Source organism: Novosphingobium naphthalenivorans NBRC 102051 (assembly GCF_001590985.1).
Taxonomy (GTDB): Bacteria; Pseudomonadota; Alphaproteobacteria; order Sphingomonadales; family Sphingomonadaceae; genus Novosphingobium; species Novosphingobium naphthalenivorans.
Genome location: NZ_BCTX01000013.1, coordinates 13671 through 33362 on the forward strand (window position 1 = coordinate 13671; position 19692 = coordinate 33362).

The 19692-nt window shown below is 65.3% G+C and carries 20 protein-coding genes; 10 read left to right on the forward strand and 10 right to left on the reverse strand.

Annotated elements, in window-relative coordinates; genetic code table 11:
* Positions 1–42 precede the first annotated feature (42 nt).
* Genes NN5_RS06255 through plsY form a run of 3 tightly spaced genes read right to left on the reverse strand, consistent with a single transcriptional unit; the run spans position 43 to position 2209 of the window.
* Positions 43–498 carry a DUF4260 domain-containing protein gene (locus NN5_RS06255; RefSeq protein WP_067733108.1) on the reverse strand — a complete coding sequence of 152 codons (456 nt, stop codon included), beginning with the start codon at positions 496–498 and terminating at the stop codon, positions 43–45.
* Positions 495–1622 (reverse strand): DNA-processing protein DprA, encoded by a 1128-nt coding sequence (dprA, locus tag NN5_RS06260; protein ID WP_067733109.1) that lies wholly within the window; start codon positions 1620–1622, stop codon positions 495–497. The genes NN5_RS06255 and dprA overlap by 4 nt, the downstream gene beginning before the upstream one ends.
* On the reverse strand, positions 1619–2209 hold the full coding sequence (gene plsY / locus NN5_RS06265; protein ID WP_067733110.1) for a glycerol-3-phosphate 1-O-acyltransferase PlsY: 591 nt from the start codon (positions 2207–2209) through the stop codon (positions 1619–1621). The genes dprA and plsY overlap by 4 nt, the downstream gene beginning before the upstream one ends.
* Before the next feature lie 110 nt (positions 2210–2319).
* On the opposite strand from plsY, the gene murI reads away from it, so the two are divergent.
* From murI to NN5_RS06290, 5 genes are all read left to right on the forward strand, one after another.
* Positions 2320–3192 (forward strand): glutamate racemase, encoded by an 873-nt coding sequence (murI, locus tag NN5_RS06270; RefSeq protein WP_084384768.1) that lies wholly within the window; start codon positions 2320–2322, stop codon positions 3190–3192.
* Positions 3189–4004, forward strand: a complete 816-nt coding sequence (locus NN5_RS06275) for a hypothetical protein (protein WP_067733111.1) — start codon at positions 3189–3191, stop codon at positions 4002–4004. The genes murI and NN5_RS06275 overlap by 4 nt, the downstream gene beginning before the upstream one ends.
* Before the next feature lie 109 nt (positions 4005–4113).
* Positions 4114–5328 carry a 5-aminolevulinate synthase gene (hemA, locus tag NN5_RS06280; RefSeq protein ID WP_067733112.1) on the forward strand — a complete coding sequence of 405 codons (1215 nt, stop codon included), beginning with the start codon at positions 4114–4116 and terminating at the stop codon, positions 5326–5328.
* 153 nt (positions 5329–5481) lie between these two features.
* Positions 5482–6582 (forward strand): NADH:flavin oxidoreductase/NADH oxidase, encoded by a 1101-nt coding sequence (locus tag NN5_RS06285; protein WP_067733113.1) that lies wholly within the window; start codon positions 5482–5484, stop codon positions 6580–6582.
* Between the two features lie 118 nt (positions 6583–6700).
* Positions 6701–8509: a hypothetical protein gene (locus NN5_RS06290; RefSeq protein WP_067733114.1), complete on the forward strand. Its 1809-nt coding sequence runs from the start codon at positions 6701–6703 to the stop codon at positions 8507–8509.
* Between the two features lie 94 nt (positions 8510–8603).
* Here the strand turns inward: NN5_RS06290 and NN5_RS06295 are convergent, their stop codons facing one another.
* From NN5_RS06295 to NN5_RS06310, 4 genes are all read right to left on the reverse strand, one after another.
* Entirely contained in the window at positions 8604–9830 is a 1227-nt protein-coding gene (locus NN5_RS06295) for a type III PLP-dependent enzyme (RefSeq protein ID WP_067733162.1), read from the reverse strand.
* Positions 9831–10202: 372 nt separating this feature from the next.
* Complete coding sequence (locus NN5_RS06300; protein ID WP_067733115.1) at positions 10203–11405, reverse strand: carboxynorspermidine decarboxylase; 1203 nt, start codon at positions 11403–11405, stop codon at positions 10203–10205.
* 81 nt (positions 11406–11486) lie between these two features.
* A complete protein-coding gene (locus NN5_RS06305; protein WP_084384769.1) occupies positions 11487–11843 on the reverse strand; it encodes an endonuclease domain-containing protein in 357 nt (118 codons plus the stop codon).
* An 86-nt stretch (positions 11844–11929) separates the two neighbouring features.
* Entirely contained in the window at positions 11930–13141 is a 1212-nt protein-coding gene (locus NN5_RS06310; RefSeq protein WP_067733117.1) for a saccharopine dehydrogenase family protein, read from the reverse strand.
* 172 nt (positions 13142–13313) lie between these two features.
* On the opposite strand from NN5_RS06310, the gene NN5_RS06315 reads away from it, so the two are divergent.
* Genes NN5_RS06315 through NN5_RS06335 form a run of 5 tightly spaced genes read left to right on the forward strand, consistent with a single transcriptional unit; the run spans position 13314 to position 16964 of the window.
* Positions 13314–14558, forward strand: a complete 1245-nt coding sequence (locus NN5_RS06315; RefSeq protein ID WP_067733118.1) for a BtaA family protein — start codon at positions 13314–13316, stop codon at positions 14556–14558.
* Positions 14559–14562: 4 nt separating this feature from the next.
* Entirely contained in the window at positions 14563–15207 is a 645-nt protein-coding gene (locus tag NN5_RS06320; protein ID WP_067733119.1) for a class I SAM-dependent methyltransferase, read from the forward strand.
* Positions 15208–15240: 33 nt separating this feature from the next.
* The gene (locus tag NN5_RS06325; protein ID WP_067733120.1) at positions 15241–16218 is read left to right on the forward strand and encodes a threonine ammonia-lyase; all 978 of its coding nucleotides are present in this window, start codon (positions 15241–15243) and stop codon (positions 16216–16218) included.
* A 52-nt stretch (positions 16219–16270) separates the two neighbouring features.
* Positions 16271–16699, forward strand: coding sequence for an MAPEG family protein (locus tag NN5_RS06330; protein ID WP_067733121.1), 429 nt, complete (start codon positions 16271–16273; stop codon positions 16697–16699).
* A 7-nt stretch (positions 16700–16706) separates the two neighbouring features.
* Positions 16707–16964 (forward strand): hypothetical protein, encoded by a 258-nt coding sequence (locus NN5_RS06335; protein WP_067733122.1) that lies wholly within the window; start codon positions 16707–16709, stop codon positions 16962–16964.
* 96 nt (positions 16965–17060) lie between these two features.
* Here the strand turns inward: NN5_RS06335 and NN5_RS06340 are convergent, their stop codons facing one another.
* The 3 genes from NN5_RS06340 to NN5_RS06350 form a co-directional block, all read right to left on the reverse strand.
* Positions 17061–17294 (reverse strand): hypothetical protein, encoded by a 234-nt coding sequence (locus NN5_RS06340; protein ID WP_067733123.1) that lies wholly within the window; start codon positions 17292–17294, stop codon positions 17061–17063.
* A 521-nt stretch (positions 17295–17815) separates the two neighbouring features.
* Positions 17816–18277 (reverse strand): GreA/GreB family elongation factor, encoded by a 462-nt coding sequence (locus NN5_RS06345; RefSeq protein ID WP_067733124.1) that lies wholly within the window; start codon positions 18275–18277, stop codon positions 17816–17818.
* Positions 18274–19545: a class I SAM-dependent RNA methyltransferase gene (locus NN5_RS06350; RefSeq protein WP_067733164.1), complete on the reverse strand. Its 1272-nt coding sequence runs from the start codon at positions 19543–19545 to the stop codon at positions 18274–18276. Before NN5_RS06350 ends, NN5_RS06345 begins: the two co-directional genes overlap by 4 nt.
* Positions 19546–19692: the final 147 nt, after the last annotated feature.

A 19692-nucleotide genomic window follows, 5' to 3' on the forward strand; every position in this document is an offset into this window, starting at 1 on the left:
GTATGTGTGTACGCATAGGGTGGGAATCGAAGGGGGGCCCCGTCAAGCATTGTCGGATGACAGAGGTATAGCACTCTGACCGGTTCGCCCGGCCAGACCGATCCGGCCCAAGTGCGTATAGCCGAATCCGCGTCCGTACTTGAGGCCGTAACCGAGCATACGATCGAAGCCGACGTGCGCCGCCCATATCGTTGCAAGCGGCGTCCAGTCCCCATGCCCGGTAAGCTGCGCCAGTCCTGCCAGCGAAAGCGGTCCAATCAGGCTGTGCGCGCAGTTGTAAGCGAGAGCGCCGATGCGCGGACCGGAAAGGTAGCCGAGGAACGACAAGTCCGGCACGAAGAACAGCAACGCGAATTGCCACCAGCCGGCATCGAGCTGATGGTAAAACAGCACGGCCAAGGCCAGGAGAGCAGCGCCTTCCAGCCGCAGCACGCCCCGCAGCGGCGGCTGGACCGCACCATCACCGAACCCGGTCTGACCATTCACGGTATCACTCATAGAGAACTCACTTTTCCTCCGGCATGGCGCACCAACCGGCCCGCGATTTCCAATTCCAGCAAGGCGAGCTGCACCGATGCCGCGCTTGTCCCCGACTGGCGGATCAACTCATCGACCGCAACCGGTGCGCTCGTGAGCAGATCAGCGATGCCGGCCGCCTCCTGCCCGGCCTCGTGCTCAGGCATAGCGGCAAGTTCGGGCGGCGTATCCGGAACGGGCGCGGGAAAAACGGACCGGAGCGCCCCGTCGAACCCGGTGAGTAATTCGATCACGTCCTGCGGAGATTGCACCAGCACGGCCCCGTCGCGGATCAGCTGGTTGCAGCCGTGCGAGCGGGCATCGAGCGGGGAGCCGGGAATGGCCATGACCTCGCGCCCCATCTCCCCGGCCAGCCGCGCGGTGATGAGCGAACCCGACTTGGGCGCCGCTTCCACCACCAGCGTGCCCGCTGCAAGTCCGGCAATGATGCGGTTGCGCGTGGGGAAATGGCGCGCCAGCGGCTCGGTGCCGGGCGGCTGTTCGGCGATCAGCAGGCCTTCCTGCGCGATCCGCTCCTGCAGCCGCGCATGTTCGGGTGGATAGGCCAGGTCGATCCCGCTCGCGATCACGCCGATCGTCGAACCGCCTTCGCCCGCCCCCAGGGCACCCTCGTGCGCGGCGCCGTCGATCCCGCGCGCCAGACCGGAAACGACCGTGAAACCGGCTTCGGCAAGGCCATGGGCAAAATCCCGCGCCAGCTTGACCGCCCCTGCCGAAGCATTGCGCGCGCCCACCACGGCCACGCAGGGACGCTGCGCCCATGCCGAATGGCCTCGCACGGTCAGGACCGGCGGCGCCCCCTCAATGGCGGCCAGCAGCGGCGGATAGTCCGGGGAATCGTGGAAGAGATAGCGCGCACCGGCCTTGCGCACGGCGGCGATCTCATCGTGGATGCGCTCCGGCGCCGCCGCGGCGTAAGGCTTGCCTGCACGTCCCGCCAGATCGGGCAGCGCCTCGATCGCAGCCCGTGCCTCACCGAAGCGGGCCAGAAGCTGGGCGTAAGTGACCGGCCCGATATTGGGCGAGCGCAGCAGGCGGATGCGGGCGAAAGCTTCGTCCTGAGACAGCGCCGCCCCCATGCTCATGCCTTTTTGCTGCCTCCGACTTTCGGCTCGGTGCCGGCCCGCAGGCGCGCGATATTCTCGCGGTGCTGGAACAGAACCACAGCGGCAATCACCGCCAGCACCAGCGCCACATCGAGCCGGCCCAGCGTCGCCGCGACAAGCGGAGCGGCAACGGCAGCGCTCATCCCGGCGACCGAGGAAATGCGGATTGTCGCCAGCAGCCCGAGCCAGGTGACGGCATAGGCCAGCCCCACCGGCCAGGCGAGACCGAAGGCGACTCCGGCCATCGTCGCAACGCCCTTGCCGCCCCGGAACTTCAGCCAGACCGGAAAGCAGTGCCCCAGAAAGGCCCCGAGCGCCCCCAGTTCCGCGCCCCAATCAGGCCAGAAGTGCGCCGCGATCAGCACTGCCGCCAACCCCTTGAGCAGGTCCAGCAACAGCGTGGCGGCCGCCAGCCCCTTGCGCCCGGTGCGCAGCACGTTCGTCGCGCCGATGTTGCCCGAGCCGATGCTGCGCAAATCGCCCGCGCCTGCAAACCGGGTGAGGATGAGCCCGAAGGGCACCGATCCAAGCGCATAGCCAAGCGCCAAAGGGAGAATCCAATTCATGCGCGCCGCCTTAGCCGCTTGTCGCGCCGAGCAGAACCCGGCTTGCAGGATTGTACGTTGCTCTTTGCACATTGCGGCGGTTAACAAGTCGCAAGGCTCAGGGAATGACAATGACAACCGAAACGATCAGCGCAGCGCATCAGGCATCGGCACCTTCCGCCGATCCCGCCCCCCTCGATCCCGCCCACATCGACCCTGCTGCGCCCATCCTCCTGTTCGATTCCGGCGTGGGCGGGCTGACCGTGCTGGAAGAAGTGCGCAAGCAACTGCCCGATGCGCCGGTGATCTATGCCGCCGATACCGCCGGTCTTCCCTATGGATCGAAGACGGAAGCGCAGATCGCCGCGCGCGTCGCCGGCCTGCTCGGCCGCATGACCGAGCGCTTTCACCCGCGCCTTGTCTGCATCGCCTGCAACACGGCTTCGACCATCGCGCTGGGCATGGTGCGCGAGGTTCTGGAAGTCCCGATCGTGGGCACCGTCCCGGCGATAAAGCCGGCCGCCGCGATGACCAGGACCGGCGTGATCGGCCTGCTGGGCACCGAGGCAACGATCCGCCAGGCTTACGTGGACCGCCTCGAACACGAATTCGCGCAGGGCAAGGTGCTCCTGCGCTACGCGGCGCCCGGCCTTGTCGACGCGGCCGAAGCCAAGCTGCGCGGTGAACCGGTGGATAGCGCCGCCATCACCGGCGCTGCCGAAGCGCTGCGGGCGATGCCGGGCGGCGAGCGGATCGACACCGTCGTGCTGGCCTGCACGCACTTCCCGCTGCTGGAGGAAGAACTCTCGCAAGCCTTCGGCCCCGGCGTGCGCTTCGTCCATGGCGCACAGGGCATCGCCCGGCAGATCGCCCGTCTCACCGAGGGACAGCAATGGGCTCGCCAAGCCCCCGACAGGGCGCTACTCACCGGCCGGACAGACATCCCGGACGCCTATGGCGACATGCTGAAGCGCTACGGATTGGAAAAGGTCGAAAGGTTTTGACGCGGCGACTGAACTACTGGCTTCTGGCCGGGCTCCTCATCTTCAGCGTTCCCTACTACTGGTACCTGATCGACGATCCGGCATCGGGCAGCGTGGCGGCAAAGCCTGTAACGATGACCGGGCTGCGCAAGCTCGCCGAAGCCCTGCCCGGCCCTCGTCCGGACCAGGTACGCAGCGAATTGCTCGGACACTGCCGGATCATGCGCAACCGGCTCATCGCCGGGTGGGGACTGCGGCCCATTCCGGTTGCCGTGTGGGCCTATGAACTGACCGTTCCCGGCACCGAGCCTATCGTCATCAACGCCGGCGTGAGCCCCGCCACGGCTGAAGACTTCGACATGGCCGACTACAACCCGGCGGCGCAGGGCCGGGTGGACGGGGTGCGGGCCCATGCCAGCCACACCGTGATCCTGGACGACGGTCCGCTGCAGACAGGCAACCTGCAAACGCCCGCCCGCAACACCGCCCCGGCATCGGCCAACGCCGCGCCCTATCCGCTGGCGCCCGGCGTCGTGCTCATTCCCGCTCCCGGCATCGCCCCGGACGCCAAGCTGGTCTATGTCCGCCTTGAGAACGGCCGCGAATTCCTCTTTGCAGGTGCGGCCGCCAGAGTCCCCGAAAGCCTCGCGAACCTTCACCCTCCCGCCAGGCTGGCCGAACGCGACGACGTTCCCAATTCCGGCACGGAAACCAAGGCGTGGTTGATGACGATCAATGCCTTGCACCGGGCCGCACCCGATATGACCGTCGTCACAGCCCATGACTCGGTTGATACGCCCCATGTTTCGAAAAGGTTTTCTGATCACTCTTAGCGGGACTAGCCGCTGGCAATGGGCCAAACGATCATGTAATGGCCGCCTAGAAGATAAACCGGCAAACCAGAATGGACCGGCCGGACAGCGCAATGCAGGACTGGAATTCGTGAACTACGAACACATCTTCGACCAGGCGATCGAGCGCCTTCACTCCGAAGGCCGCTACCGCGTCTTCATCGATATCCTGCGCAACAAGGGCGCCTACCCCAACGCGCGCTGCTTTGCCGGCCACAATGGCCCCAAGCCGATCACCGTATGGTGTTCGAACGACTATCTCGCCATGGGCCAGCATCCCAAGGTGATCGAGGCGATGGAAGAGGCGCTGCACGATGTCGGCGCCGGTTCCGGCGGCACCCGCAACATCGGCGGCAACACGCACTATCACATCGAGCTGGAAAGCGAGCTGGCCGACCTGCACGGCAAGGAAGGCGCGCTGATCTTCACTTCGGGCTATGTCTCGAACGACGCCACGCTCTCGACGCTCGCCAAGCTGCTGCCGGGCTGCGTGATCTTCTCGGACGAGCTGAACCACGCCTCGATGATCGCGGGCATCCGCAATTCGGGCTGCGAAAAGAAAGTGTTCCGCCACAACGATCTGGAACACCTCGAACAGCTTCTGGCCGAAACCGACCCCGCGCTGCCCAAGTTGATCGCTTTCGAGTCGGTCTATTCGATGGACGGTGACATCGCCCCGATCCACGCGATCTGCGATCTGGCGGACAAGTACAACGCCCTCACCTACATCGACGAAGTCCATGCCGTCGGCATGTACGGCCCGCGCGGCGGCGGCATTACCGACCGTGACGAGGCGGCCCACCGCATCGACATCATCGAAGGCACGCTGGGCAAGGCTTTCGGCGTGATGGGCGGCTATATCGCGGCCGACCAGAAGATCATCGACTGCATCCGCTCCTATGCGCCGGGCTTCATCTTCACGACCTCGCTCTCGCCGGTGCTGGTCGCGGGCGTGCTGGCTTCGGTCAAGCACCTCAAGAGCTCCAGCGAAGAGCGTGACGGCCAGCAGCGCGCCGCCGCCATGCTCAAGCAGAAGTTCCGCGATGCGGGCCTGCCGGTGATGAATTCGACCACGCACATCGTCCCGCTCATGGTCGGCAATCCGGTCATGGCCAAGAAGATCAGCGACATCCTGCTGGCCGAATACGGCGTCTATGTGCAGCCGATCAATTTCCCGACCGTGCCGCGCGGCACCGAGCGCCTGCGCTTCACGCCGGGACCGGCGCACACCGAAGAGATGATGGACGAACTGACCAGCGCTCTCGTCGAGATCTGGGAACGCATGGAGATGAAGCTGGCGGCCTGAACGGCCCCGCTTTCACTGCGCCAAGATATTCTATGCAAAGGGGCTTCCCGTTTCGGGCGGGAGGCCCTTTTCATTTGGCGCCGCGAGCACCACGTGGCGCTTGACGCAACGCCCCCTCCCCCCGAGCGTGCCCGAAAAGAGACGAGGACTATTATGCCCAAGCTGTTCGAGCCGATCACCATCGGTAGTCTCACCCTGTCCAACCGCATCGTCATTGCCCCGATGTGCCAGTACTCCGCCGAAGACGGCCGGATGACCGACTGGCACACGATCCACCTCGGGCAGCTCGCCCTGTCCGGCGCGGGCATTCTCACGATCGAGGCCGCCGCCGTCTCGCCGGAAGGGCGCATCAGCTATGCCGATGTCGGCCTGTGGGACGATGAGACCGAAGCGGCCATGGGCAAAGTGCTGGAAAGCGTCCGGCGCTGGTCCTCCATGCCGATCGCGATCCAGCTGGCCCATGCCGGGCGCAAGGCCAGCACCGCCAAGCCCTGGGACGGCGGCGCCCAGATCGCGCCCGGAGAGCCCAACGGATGGCAGACGGTGTCGGCCTCCGGCCTTCCCTTCCAGTCCCACGAGAACGCCCCCGAAGCGCTGGACGCGGCCGGCCTCGCCCGCATCCGCGATGCCTTTGCCGAAGCGGCCCGCCGCACCGCCCGGCTAGGCATCGATGCCATCCAGATCCACGCCGCGCACGGCTATCTGCTGCACCAGTTCCTCTCGCCCTTGTCCAACCACCGCACGGACGAATACGGCGGCAGTCTGGAAAACCGTATGCGCTTCCCGCTCGAAGTCTTCGATGCCGTGCGCGCCGCGTTTCCCGCCGGCAAGCCCGTGACCGTGCGCGTTTCGGGCACCGACTGGGTCGACGGCGGCTGGGACATCGAACAGACCATCGCCTTCTCCCGCGCCCTCGAACAGCGCGGCGTGTCCGCCATGCACATCTCCAGCGGCGGCCTGCATCCCGCGCAGGCGATCCCGGTCGGCCCGAACTATCAGGTCCCCCTCGCGCGCAAGGTCAAGGAAGCCGTCTCGGTCCCGGTCATCGCGGTGGGTCTGATTACCGAGCCGGAACAGGCCGAAGCCATCGTCGGCACCGGTGAGGCCGACATGGTCGCGCTGGCTCGCACGGTGCTTTACGATCCGCGCTGGCCCTGGCACGCCGCCGCCGCGCTCGGCGCACAAGTGTCCGTGGCCCCGCAATTCCTGCGCTGCCAGCCGCGCCGGTTCAAGGACCTGTTCTCGAACGGCTGACAATAGCGCAGCCCCCCGTCCCTCAAAGCCCTCTGCTGCCCGGCGGAGGGCTTTTTTCATGATTTGCCGCTAGCTTGCGCTTCCGTCATCCACGGCAGGCAGGATAGGGTAAGGCAGCATGGCGACTGTGCGAAACGGACCGATCGCGGTGCGGGCACCGTGGATCGCCGCGGCGGGCGCCGCCGTCTACTTCATCTGGACCCTGACGCGCTTCTTTCCCAACCACCTCGGCCGGCTCGGATACGATTACGGTCTGTTCCTGCCATGGTTCGTGGGCGGCTATTTCTGGCAATCGGTGAACGGACCGCTTTCGCCGCCCGAATTCCTGCCTTCGTTCTGCGGGGGCGTGCCGTTCCTGTTCAATCCCCAGTCGGTCGTATGGTCGCTGCCGCAGGCGCTGATGCTGGTCATGCCGCCGCTGGCCAGCCTTGCCGTCTCGTGGGTGTTCTTCGGGATAGCCGGGGCGCTGGGCATGTACGGGCTGATGCGGCGCGTGTTCCGGACGTCGCAGCCAGCCGCACTGCTGGCCGCGACGATCTTCCTGCTCAACGGCTTCTACACCACCCGCATGATTATCGGGCATGTCACCTTTCACGGCGTGATGCTGCTCCCGCTGATCGCCTGGCTGCTGTTCGTGCGCCCTGACACCGCGCAGACGCCCGCCCGGCGCCGGGCGGGCATCGCCGTACGCAGCCTGCTCACCGGGCTGCTACTCGCCTATCTTTTCTACAGCGGCGGGACCAACACGATCCTGCCGATGATGCTGGCCCTGCTGATGCTGGCCCTGCTGGCCGCCCATGCCGGGCGCTGGCACCGGGGGATCTATCTTGTCTGCGCGATCGCGGCGGCGCTCTGGATCGCCATGTGCGCCTACAAGCTGCTGCCCGCACTGGCCTTTGCCGGCAATGTGACACGCCCGATCAGCCTGCGCATGACCGGAAACCTCGTCACCCTGCTCGGCGCCGCCGCGGTCTCGCTGTTCACCCCGCAAGTCCTGGCATGGCTGCCTGCGGACAAGCTCGTGCTCGACCGGGTGGAGTTCGAATATGGCGTCGGCCTCGTACCGCTGATCGTCCTTGGCGCCGCGCTGTGGACGGCAGCCCGCCGCCGGGACCTGCTGCGTCCGCTGGCGCACGGACGCTGGCCGCTGGTCCTTGCCCTGGGCCTGCTGCTCACCCTGCCCATCCTCGTAAACTGGGACGCGTTCGGCCTGCGCTGGCTGATCCTGCACCTTCCCATCGTCAAGATGATGTCGGTGATGGTGCGTTTCTGGTTCGTCTATATTCCGCTGCTCTGCGTGCTCACCGCGCTGCTGTTCGACTACCTCGTGCCCGATGCCCGCCGGCGCGGATGGTGGGCCGCCGCAGCCATGGTGCTGACACTCGGCCAGAACGCGGCCACCGACATGCACTATTACGCCGACCAGACCTACGATCCCGCCCCGATGCTTGCCGCGCGCCAGCGCGTGGCCGCGACCGGAACGGTGCCTCCCGTCGAGCGCATCGCCGATCCGTGGCTGGCGGGCGGCACGATCCAGCCTGACGATGCCGGACGCAATGCCGCTTTCGCCAAGGGCACCAGCCCTTTCCCCTGCTACGAGCCCATGTTCGGATACCGCATGGAAGTGTTCCGGCAGGGCCGCCTTTCGGACGGCCCCGTGCTCCAGGCGCGGAATGGTCTGCTCAATCTCAAGAACCCGGCCTGCTACGTCTTCCCGGCCGAGAATGCCTGCCGGCCCGGAGACGAGTTCACCGCGGCGCAGCGATCGCAGGCCGACGCGTTCCGGCACTACCGCCCGTTCGATTACGCATGGCCCGCGCGCCAGTACCTCGCCGCCGGAGTGAGCCTCCTCGCCGCAGTATTGGGCCTGCTGGGCCTTGCAATCGCCGGTGCCGTCCTTCTCGCCACCCGGCGCCGCCAGTCCTGACCGCGCTTCCGGGCCTGACCGCGCTTCCGGGCACCAAAAAACCCTCCGGAACCACTGTCCCGGAGGGTTTTTTCAATTTCCGTTTCTCGAACGATCAGCGCAGCGAGACGACGTTGTCCGAAACGCGCGGGTCAGGCCGGCCGGTGTAGAGGCTCGCCATCGGCTCGTCGGTCACGATGACGACATCGCCCCCGCCGAAGCCGTTGAACGCGGTCTTCATCGCCGCGCCATAAGCGCCGAGCATACCGATCTCGATCCAGTCACCCGCCTTGATCTCCGCCGGCAGCATGAAGGGGCCCTCCATGAAGTCCGCATCGTCGCAGGTCGGGCCGTAGAACGAGAAGGCCTCCAGATCGGCCACGTCGATCGCCGCGTTGTCGTTGGTTTCCTCGCGCGCGATGTGCCGCACCGGGAAACGCCATGCCACGTGCGCCGCATCGTAGAGCGCGCCATAAGCGCCATCGTTGATGTAGAGCTCGTCACCACGGCGCTTCTCGACCTTGACGATCAGCGAGTTGTACTCGGCCGACAGCGCACGGCCGGGCTCGCACCACAGCTCTGCGTTGTAGGCGACCGGCAGCGCCTCGAAGTGGCGATGGATGATCGCGAAGTAGTCTTCGAGCGGCGGCGGTTCCATGCCCGGATAGCAGGACGGGAAGCCCCCGCCGACGTCGATCATGTCGATGACGACGCCCGCATCGGCAATCGCCGCACGCGCACGCTCCAGCGCCTGCACATAAGCGAACGGCGTCATCGCCTGCGAACCGACGTGGAAGCAGACGCCCAGCCAGTCGGCGACCTGACGGGTCGACTGGAGGAGCTGGCCTGCATCGGCCAGATCGATGCCGAACTTCGAAGCAAGGCTCAGCTCGGAATATTCAGACGAAACGCGCAGGCGCACGCACAGCCGCAGATCCTTTGCCGGGTTGCCCTCGGCATCGGTGGTGGCGGCCACGATCTTGTCGACCTCTTCCTGGGTATCCAGGCTGAAAGTGCGCACGCCGTGCTGGAAATAGGCCTCGCGGATCGCGCTCGCGGTCTTGACCGGGTGCATGAAGCACAAGGTCGCCTGCGGCAGCGTCGCGCGTACCAGACGCACCTCGGCGATCGAGGCGACGTCATAGTGGGTGATGCCGTTGTCCCACAGGATCTGGATCAGATCGGGCGACGGATTCGCCTTCACGGCATAGAGCGACTTGCCCGGGAACTTCGTGGCGAAGAACTGGGCAGCGCGCGCGGCAGCGTGCGGGCGATTGAGGATAACGGGTTCGTCGGGCGCCAGGGCGCGCGCTACAGCCGGTGCGTCAGGATACTGGTGCAACTCAAGGGACCCCCAATAGGCCATACGGCCAAGACAACACAGAGACGAAGCTGCCTTGCGGTTTGGAAGTCCCCATGGGGCAGCGAGGGGGCGGATATAGGATAGCGATCATGAATCGCAAGTGAAAAACTGAACGTTTCACAAAAATGTCACAGATGTGACCATTTGCATCCCAATCCGCCCCTCTCTGAGTGGCTTAGCCCTTTGTTTACAAGGCTTTGCCATTGCGACACCGAGGAGCTCCCATCCGCATGGGGCACGGTGAAATCGGCGGGTTCACGACGCAGGCTAACAGTCTTTTGCGAACGGTTCGCGCCAAGAGGGACTGAACGGGCAAGATGCGCGACGGACCGAAGCCTGACGCCCGTTCCATCAGCTCAGACGGTCGCGAAAGTCCTCGTAGCTGAACTTGCGAATGCATTCGAGCGAATCGGTTTCCGAATCCCACAGCCAGATCGACGGCAGCGGCACGCCGTTGAACGTGGTGGTCTTCACCATCGAATAATGCGCCTGATCGAGGAACGCGAAGCGCGTGCCCGGCTCGACCGGCACCGGAAAGCGGTAATCGCCGATCACGTCGCCCGCGAGGCACGAAGGCCCGCCAAGACGCACGGCCCCGCCCTGCCCCTCATCGATCTCGCCTTGATCCTCGATCGGCAGTTCGCCCAGCATGGCCGGGCGGTAGGGCGCCTCGATCACGTCGGGCATGTGGCAGGTGGCGGAAATGTCCACCACGGCCACCGGCATCCCGTTCCAGCCCACATCGAGCACCGTGCCGGTGAGAATACCGGCATCGAGCGCCACCGCCTCGCCAGGCTCGATGTAGATCTGCGCGCCGGTATCCTCGGCCATGTCGGCCAGAAACTCGACCAGTTCGTCGCGCTGGTAATCGGCGCGGGTCACGTGGTGCCCGCCGCCGATGTTGAGCCACTTGAACTGGCCGAAGTACGGTTCGAGGTAATCGAACACCTTGTCCCAGGTGCGCTGGAGCGGCTCGAAATCCTGCTCGCACAAGTTGTGGAAGTGAATGCCGTCGACCATCGCGACATGCTCGTCGGTGAGCTGGTCGATCGGGAAACCCAGACGCGAATGCGGCGCCGAGGGATCGTACTTGGGCACTTCGCCTTCGGGGTGCATCGGATTGATGCGCAGCCCGATGTCGAAATCCTCGCCGCGCGCGCGGGCCGCCTCGATAATCGCCCAGCAGCGCTCGATTTGCTGCGGCGAGTTGAAGATCACATGGTCCGACAGGCGCAGGATCTCGTCGAGTTCATCGGGCTTGTAGGCCGCGCAATAGGTCGCGATCTCGCCGTCGTAGAACTCGCTCGCCAGCCGCGCTTCCCACAGGCCGGACGTGCACACGCCATCGAGATATTCCCCGATGATCGGCGCGGTCGACCACATCGAAAACGCCTTGAGCGCGGCCAGCACCTTGGCACCGGAACGCTCGCCCACGTCTTGCAGAATCTGCAGATTGCTGCGCAGCTTCGCGGCATCGACCACGAAAGCGGGGCTGTCGACACGCGACAGGTCTAAGTGGGCAAAGGCGCCCGGATCGCCGGCTCTGGTTTCCATGCAGACTCGCCTAGCGGTCCTCTCCAAATTTGCGAAGCACATTTGGGGAGGTGGCAGCGCGAAGCGCTGACGGAGGAGTATTCAACGCCGGCAATATCGCACCAAGGCATCGGCGACGGCTTCCGGCGATTTCAGAACGTCGGATGCCGGAATGCGCAACACTTCCAACCCCAATTCTCTCAGCAGAGCATCCCGCCGCGCGTCACGATCGGGATTGACGCCCATGTCATGCGCGATGCCGTCAATCTCAATGCAGAGCTTGGCCTTCGCGCAGTAGAAGTCGACCGTTACAGTCTCCACAAGGGAGTGCTGCCGCCGGAATTTCACGCCACCGGGAGAGTTGCGCAGGCAATTCCACAGCAAAACTTCGGGCAGCGACATCTGCTGGCGCAGTTGCCGGGCTCTTGACACATTGCGCGGTGTCCTGCTGCGCGGCAATTCCCCCCTCCGTCACGCCCTCCGGGCGTGCCACCTCCCCATTTGCGCCTTCGGCGAAAACGGGGAGGATCGAGGCACAACCCAAATCAGAACGGCAGCGGCTCGCTCAGTTCCTCGACCGTCCACGGCAGCCCCTGCGTGTTGAGCATGTCCATGAACGGATCGGGGTCCATCTGCTCCATGTTGAACACGCCCTCGCCTGTCCACTTGCCGGTGAGCACCATGGCCGCGCCGATCATCGCCGGAACGCCGGTGGTGTAGCTCACCGCCTGGTTGCCGGTTTCGGCATAGGCTTCCTCATGGTCGCAGATGTTCTTGATGTAGAACGTCTTCTCGCCCGAACCGTCGAGCGCCTCGCCGGTGGCGATATCGCCGATGTTGGTCTTGCCCTTGGTGGTTGCGCCGAGCGAGGCCGGCTCGGGCAGCACGGCTTTCAGGAACTGCAGCGGGATGATCTCCACGCCGTTGTAGATCACCGGATCGATGCGGGTCATGCCCACGTTCTGCAGCACGGTGAGGTGCTGGATATAGGCATCGCCGAAAGTCATCCAGAAGCGGCCGCGCTCCAGTTCGGGCAGGAACTTGGCGAGGCTTTCCAGTTCCTCGTGGTACATCATGTACATGTTCTTGGGGCCGACGCCCTCGAAGTCGAACGAGACCTTGTTGCTCATCGCCGGAGTCTCGACGAACGCGCCGTTCTCCCAGTGGCGGGCAGGCGCGGTCACTTCGCGGATGTTGATTTCCGGGTTGAAGTTCGTCGCGAAGGGCTGGCCGTGATCGCCGCCATTGCAGTCGAGGATGTCGAGCTTGCGGATGGTCTTGAGCTTGTGCTTCTTCAGCCACATCGCAAAAACGCTGGTCACGCCCGGATCGAAACCCGAACCGAGCAGCGCCATCAGGCCCGCCTGCTTGAACTTGTCCTGATAGGCCCACTGCCAGTGGTATTCGAACTTGGCCACGTCCTTGGGCTCGTAGTTCGCGGTATCCATGTAGTGCGTGCCGGTCGCCAGGCACGCATCCATGATCGCAAGATCCTGATAGGGCAGCGCCAGATTGACGACGAGCTTCGGGGCGATCTTACGGATCAGTTCGGAGGTGGCCGCCACATCGTCGGCATCGATCGCATACGTGCTGATCGCAACGCCTGTGCGTTCCTTCACCGATTCGGCAATCGCCTCGCACTTGGAAACCGTGCGGCTGGCGAGATGGATATCCGTGAAGATCTCCGGATTCATGGCCATCTTGTGGACCGCGACCGAGCCGACGCCGCCTGCGCCGATCACCAGAACCTTGCTCACCAAACCATCTCCTTCAGGAGCCAAAGACAAAGACGCGCATATAAGGGCCCTGTGTGACAACTCAACTGGCCGCGATCGCCTGCCCGATTGTCATATTCTGCCATCGCCGCGTCATCACGCGGTCATGCTGCGGCAGCAAGGGCGGGAAACCGATCCATGACGGGGGCAACCCATGGCCAAGACTGCATCCAAGACCACCGGCGATACCACCGGCACCAAGCTCATCGAGGGCGCCGTCGTCCGCCACGAAAGCCCGCGCAGCGCGCGCCTGCTCGACAAGGCCTTTGCGCTCGCGTTCAAGGGCCTCGTCTATGCGCAGATCTGGGAAGATCCGGTCGCCGACATGGAAGCGCTGCAGATCGGCCCGGACAGCCGCATCATCACTATTGCCAGCGGCGGCTGCAATGCCCTCTCCTATCTCACTGCCGATCCCGCCGGGATCACCGTGGTCGACCTCAACACCGCGCATATCGCGCTCAACAACCTGAAGCACACCGCGATCCGGCACCTCACCGACTATGCCGACCTGCGCCGCTTCATCGCCGAGGCCGACCACCCCGAAAACCTCGCGACCTACCGCGAGCGGCTTGCCCCGCACCTCGACGAGGAAACGCGCCGCTACTGGGAAGGCCGCGATCTCGTCGGCCGCCGCCGCATCAAGGCCTTCACCAAGGGCATCTACCGCCACGGCTTGCTGGGCAATTTCATCGGCGTGGCGCATAAGCTGGCCCGCCTCTACAAGATCGACCCGGCCGAAATCCTCGGTGCCGGCACGCTGGAAGACCAGCGCCGCGTGTTCGACGAGCGCTTCGCCCCGATCTTCGAGCGCAAGCTGGTGCGCTGGCTGACCAATCACCCCGCCTCGCTGTTCGGCCTCGGCATTCCGCCCGCGCAATACGACGCGCTGGCCGGGCAGCAGCGCATGGCCGATGTGCTGCGCGCGCGCCTCGAAAAGCTCGCCTGCCATTTCCCGGTGAACGACAATTACTTCGCCTGGCAGGCCTTTGGGCGCGGCTACGGCAAGAGCGAGCAGGCCCCGCTGCCGCCCTACCTGCAGGCCGCCAACCTGCCGCAAGTGCGCGAGCGGCTCGACCGGCTGGACTTGCGCCACGCCAACTTCACCCACGTCCTGCGAGACAGCGATGCGGGAACGTACGACCGCTATATCCTGCTCGACGCGCAGGACTGGATGACCGACGCCCAACTCACCGAGCTGTGGAGCGAAATCACCCGCACGGCCCGCCCCGGCGCCCGCGTGCTGTTCCGCACCGCCGCCGAGCCGTCGTTGCTGCCGGGCCGCGTGCCCGACGCGATCCTCGACCACTGGGACTACCGCCCGGCGGAATCGCACGCCGCGACCCTGGCTGACCGCTCGTCGATCTACGGCGGCGTGCATCTCTACGTGCTGAAGGACTGACGGCATGGCAACGCGGCCGCATACGCCCGATCACGCCGCGCTGATGGACAAGGTCTATCGCGGCCAGCGCCATATCTACGACCTCACCCGCAAGTACTACCTGTTCGGCCGCGACCGGCTGATCCGCGAACTCGATTGCCAGCCGGGCATGGCCGTGCTGGAGCTGGGCTGCGGCACCGGGCGCAATCTGGAGCTGATCCGCAAGGCCTGGCCGGGCGTGCAGTGCCACGGGCTCGATATCTCCTCCGAAATGCTCAAGAACGCGCGCAAGCGCCTCGGCAGCGAGGGGCGGCTGGCGCTGGGCGATGCCACCAGTTTCGATGCCCCGGCCCTGTTCGGCCGCGAGGGGTTCGACCGGGTGGTGCTGTCCTATGCGCTCTCGATGATCCCCGACTGGCAGGGCGCCCTCACCCGCGGCGCGGCGGCGCTGGCGCCGGGCGGATCGCTGCATGTGGTGGACTTCGGCGATTGCTCGGGGATGCCCGGCGTCCTGCGCGGCTTGCTCTATGGCTGGCTCGCCCGCTTCCACGTCTCGCCCCGGCAGGACCTGCCCGAAGTGGCCGAGCGGCTGGCCCATGCCCATGGACTGCGGCTCGAAGTCATGCGCGGCCCGCTTGGCTATTATCAGATGGTCCGCCTGACGCGTTGAGGCCCCGGCAGGTTCAGCTTATGCCATGGCCTCATGACTAAGCCCCTGATTCGCAAACCCTCTGCCGAAGGCGTGGCGCTGGCTGCGCGCAAGATCGCGGAAATCCTGCCGCCTACGCCGCTACTGCCTCTGGACGTCGATGGACAGACGGTCTGGTGCAAGGCCGAGTGCCTGCAGCCGATCGGCGCCTTCAAGATCCGGGGCGCCTGGCACCGCCTGACCGCGCTTTCCGACGAGGAACGCCCGCGCGGCGTCGTCGGCGTATCGAGCGGCAATCATGCCCAAGGCGTCGCCTGGGCCGCGCGGCGGCTGGGCATTGCCGCCACCATCGTCATGCCCAACGACGCGCCGGAAGTGAAACTGGCCAACACCCGCGCGCTCGGCGCCGAAGTCGTGCTCTACGACCGGCCCGGCGGCGAGGACCGCGACGAAGTGGCCGAGCGGGTCCGCGACGAACGCGGCGCGACGCTGGTCCACGCTTTCGCCGATCCCTGGGTGATCGAGGGCCAGGGCAGCATCGGCATCGAGATCGCCCAGCAGATGGCGGCAAGAGGCCTTGGCCAGCCGGATCTGATCGTCACCCCTTGCGGCGGCGGCGGTCTGACGGCCGGCCTTGCCCTGTCCGCCCCCGATGCCGCCGTCGTGCCGGTGGAACCCGAAGGCTGGGACGATATTCGCCGCAGTCTGGCCGATGGCGAAATCCGCCGCGTCGCCGCCGATGCCCCGCCCACGCCGTGCGATGCCCTGCAGACGCCCGAGACCCGCACGATCAACTTCGAGATCCTGCGCGAACGCTGCCCCTTCGGCCTTTTCGTCACACCCGCCGAAGTCCATGCGGCCCAGCGCCTCGCTTTCGAGAAGCTGCGCCTCGTGCTCGAACCGGGCGGCGCGGCGGCGCTGGCTGCGGTTCTGGCCGGAAAAGTGGATCTGGCGCCGCGCACCGCCGTGATCCTGACCGGCGGCAACACCGATGCAGCGGCTTTCGCGCGGGTTTTGACCGGCAGCAATTGACAAGGCAGCCCACCGGGCCGACGCTAACGACCTGATCTTGAGGGGAATGACAATGACCGGAATGGCAATCCTGCAACCCGTGGTCGCCCTGGCGGCCTGGACCATGGTCATGTGGTTCTGGCTCTACGGCACCCGCATCCCGGCCATGAGCGCCGCCAAGATCGATCCGGAAGAACTCGCCGAAGACCCCACGATCACGCTCGACAATCTCCTGCCCCCGCAGGTCCAGTGGAAAGCCCACAATTACAATCACCTGCATGAAGCCCCTACGGTGTTCTATGCAGTCGCGATCGTGCTTGCCATCATCGGCCAGGGCGATGGGCTGAACGCGCAGATCGGCTGGGCCTATGTCGGCTTTCGCGTGCTCCATTCTCTGGTTCAGGCGACCATCAACAAGTTGCCGCTGCGCTTCGGCCTCTTCGCCCTGTCCAGCTTCTGCCTGATGTTCCTCGTCGCCCGCGCGGCGATGGCGCTGTTCTGAGGCGTCCATGGACTTCGACGACCAGCTTCGCCGCTATTTCGGCACCGACGATCCTGCCATGATCGCCCCCGCCGCGCTGGAAGCGGGGGTGGAGAAGATGCGCGTCGATTTCGGCATGGAAAAGGACAAGGGCCGCCGTTTCGCGCTGTGGAGCCTGATGTACCTGTTCGGCGGCGCGCCCGATCTCGATGTCGCGTTCGACAACGAGGACGACCGCAACGCCGCGCGCGATTTCATGGACATGATGGACAAGGCGGGCGGCTGATCCGCCCAGCCTTCACAAGCCCGGGGCTGGCCGTCAGCCGGCACATAAGACGGCCGCCGGCCTTTCGACCGGCGGCCTTTCAAGACTGAAACCGGACTAGCAGCTAGCCGGATGATGCTCGCCAATGGCCGAGCGCCACCTGGCAGGCGTCACTTTCCACTTCAATTTGAGCTTGGCCGTCGGCGAGGCGTGGTCGTCGCCCTTGTCCGGGTCGTACGGCCGGTAGGTCTGCCCCGGAGGCGATTTCTCCAGGGCCTTGGTCGGCGCGGCATAGGCATTGCCCGCGAATACCAGTGAGAAAGCTATTGCAGCATAGGGAAGTGATTTCATGGATCGACCCTCCTTTTGCCCTCCCCGAGATGGGACAGAAGGCAAAAGAAACATATCTTGCACGAAGGAAGCACTTCTAATTCGTTTTTCTAATCAGAATTGCTGCAAGAGCGAAGTTTTCGATAGAATTCTTGTTGCGAAGCAAAAAATTAAGATCGATTTACAAACACCATTCAGGAAACATATTTATAGTTGTTATATAACAACCATAACCAATCCTCGATTCCTCCCCCCAAACATGGCGCAGCGGCGGGACAATCGAGAGCGAGGCAAGACAGTCCGGAACCTCGCGGCGTTACCTAACGGCCATGCCACCCATCATCGGCCACATCCGCGCATCACAACCATTGCCGCGCGTTCCGCAGCCTCGCGGATCGGCCGTGAATAACTCGAAAAAAGCGCAAAACCGGTCATTTTCAGCGACGAAAGCCCTGTTGGGCAGGCGCGAAAAGTCCATTTTCGTCGAAAAACGCCTCTGCGAGAGCATGGTTTTGTGCTCGCGGCGGTCCGCGCAGACAGGCCTAGAGCGATTCGATCGCCAGCACCTCGATCGCATCCTCGCGGCCGTTGAAGGCAAGCAATTCGCCCTCCTCCGCCCCCATCAGCGCACGGGCGAGCGGAGCCGAGAACGCGACCAGTCCTGCCGCCGGATCGGCCTCGTCGTCGCCCACCAGCCCGAGCACGCGCTCCTTGCCGTTCAGCAGGAAGGTGACGCGGGTGCCGAAGGCTACCACGCTGCCGTCCGGTTCGGGCTGGACTTCGGCTGTCACTTGCCTGGTCTGCCAATAGCGCAAGTCGCGCTTGGCCGCCGTGAGCGCCGTTTCTTCCAGCTCGCCTTTCAGCAAGGCCTCCAGTTCGGCGACTTTTGCATCGATCAGGGCCTTGCCGCGTGCGGTCACAAGGTTCGGGCCGGGCGGGATCGGAATCTCGAACTTGGGTTCCAGATGCTCGTCATCGCCCTCGCGGCGGAAGGCGACGCTCACCGGTCCCTCACGAACAGGCTGGCGAGTTCGACATGCGTCGACCAGCGGAACTGGCCGACCGGGCGCAGTTCGACGAGCCGGAAGCCCTCTTCCACCAACCGCGCCGCATCGCGCGACCAGCTTGAGGGATTGCACGAGATATAGACCACGCGCTCCACATCCGATTGCGCGATGCACTCAACCTGCTCACGCGCGCCGGCACGCGGCGGGTCGAGCACGACGGCGGCGAACTTGCCGAGCTCGTCTGCCTGCAGCGGGTTGCGGAACAAGTCGCGGTGCTGCGCGAAGACCGGCAATTGCGCGCGGTCGGCAGCCGCCTTGCAGGCCAGATGCACATCGCGCGCAGCTTCGGCCGCAAGGACCTTCGTCTCCGGCCCGGCCAGCGCGAAAGCAAAAGTGCCCAGCCCGGAAAACAGGTCCGCCACGGTGGGCACGCCTTTCAGCCACTCGCAGGCGGCGCCCACCAGTGCATCCTCGCCATCGCGCGTCGCCTGCAGGAACGAGCCCGGCGGGAACGGCACCGAGACATCGCCCAGCTTCACAGTGACCGGAACCGGCTCCCACACCGTCTCGAAGCCATAGCCACCATCCATGGTGAGACGCGCAAGGCCATGCTCCTGCGCGAAAGCCAGCATCGCCTCGGTGGCCGCGAGCCCTTCGGCGGTCAGGCCTTTGACGCCGAGATCGACGCCCTGCTCGACCAAGGTCATTTCGATATCGGCGGCCATGCGCGGCGTGGCGTGCTTGCCGGACTTGCCGCCCTTTCGACTCTGGCCGCCCTTCTTCTCCGGCGCCGCCTTGCCCATGGTGATGAGCAGCTTGCGCAGCGGCCCCAGCAGTGCGGTGAGTTCGGGGGCAAGGACCGGACATTCCTCCAGCTCGACCAGCCGGTGCGACTTCGCCTCGCGAAAGCCGATCACCACCCGCCCGCCGGAACTTTCCGCGCGCAAGCTGGCGCGGCGGCGCGTGCCCGGCGGCGAGAGGTGCGGCGGGGCGATATGTTCAGCGCCCAGTTCCTGCGAGGCCGAAGCATTGCTCACCCGCGCTTCGACGAAAGCCTCCAGGCTCTCCTCGTCGAGCTGCTGCAACTGGCAGCCGCCGCAGCGGCCGAAATGGCGGCAGGCCGGCTCGACATGGTGCGGCCCCCATTCGAGCGTGCCGTCGCCATGCAGAATGTCGCCCGGCGCCGCCCCCCAGGCGAAGCGGCCGGAGGCAGTGACGCCGTCGCCCTTGGAAGCGATGCGCAGAATTTCTTCGGATTCGTCTATCATGGTCCCGATGCAACTCGTTTGATGCGATCTGCAGTACATCTCATATTCGTCGCCCCCGCGCAGGCGGGGGCCCCGCTGTCTTTTCCTTAGGTTACGTCGCAAGAAGCGGGATCCCCGCCTGCGCGGGGATGACGAAAAATAGCG

What these genes read in the sequence shown, in the direction of transcription:
- NN5_RS06255 (WP_067733108.1), bottom strand. Translation starts at nt 498, where the DNA reads ATGAGTGATACCGTGAATGGTCAGACCGGGTTCGGTGATGGTGCGGTC.
- dprA (WP_067733109.1), bottom strand. Translation starts at nt 1,622, where the DNA reads ATGAGCATGGGGGCGGCGCTGTCTCAGGACGAAGCTTTCGCCCGCATC.
- plsY (WP_067733110.1), bottom strand. Translation starts at nt 2,209, where the DNA reads ATGAATTGGATTCTCCCTTTGGCGCTTGGCTATGCGCTTGGATCGGTG.
- murI (WP_084384768.1), top strand. Translation starts at nt 2,320, where the DNA reads ATGACAACCGAAACGATCAGCGCAGCGCATCAGGCATCGGCACCTTCC.
- NN5_RS06285 (WP_067733113.1), top strand. Translation starts at nt 5,482, where the DNA reads ATGCCCAAGCTGTTCGAGCCGATCACCATCGGTAGTCTCACCCTGTCC.
- NN5_RS06290 (WP_067733114.1), top strand. Translation starts at nt 6,701, where the DNA reads ATGGCGACTGTGCGAAACGGACCGATCGCGGTGCGGGCACCGTGGATC.
- NN5_RS06300 (WP_067733115.1), bottom strand. Translation starts at nt 11,405, where the DNA reads ATGGAAACCAGAGCCGGCGATCCGGGCGCCTTTGCCCACTTAGACCTG.
- NN5_RS06315 (WP_067733118.1), top strand. Translation starts at nt 13,314, where the DNA reads ATGGCCAAGACTGCATCCAAGACCACCGGCGATACCACCGGCACCAAG.
- NN5_RS06320 (WP_067733119.1), top strand. Translation starts at nt 14,563, where the DNA reads ATGGCAACGCGGCCGCATACGCCCGATCACGCCGCGCTGATGGACAAG.
- NN5_RS06325 (WP_067733120.1), top strand. Translation starts at nt 15,241, where the DNA reads ATGACTAAGCCCCTGATTCGCAAACCCTCTGCCGAAGGCGTGGCGCTG.
- NN5_RS06330 (WP_067733121.1), top strand. Translation starts at nt 16,271, where the DNA reads ATGACCGGAATGGCAATCCTGCAACCCGTGGTCGCCCTGGCGGCCTGG.
- NN5_RS06335 (WP_067733122.1), top strand. Translation starts at nt 16,707, where the DNA reads ATGGACTTCGACGACCAGCTTCGCCGCTATTTCGGCACCGACGATCCT.
- NN5_RS06340 (WP_067733123.1), bottom strand. Translation starts at nt 17,294, where the DNA reads ATGAAATCACTTCCCTATGCTGCAATAGCTTTCTCACTGGTATTCGCG.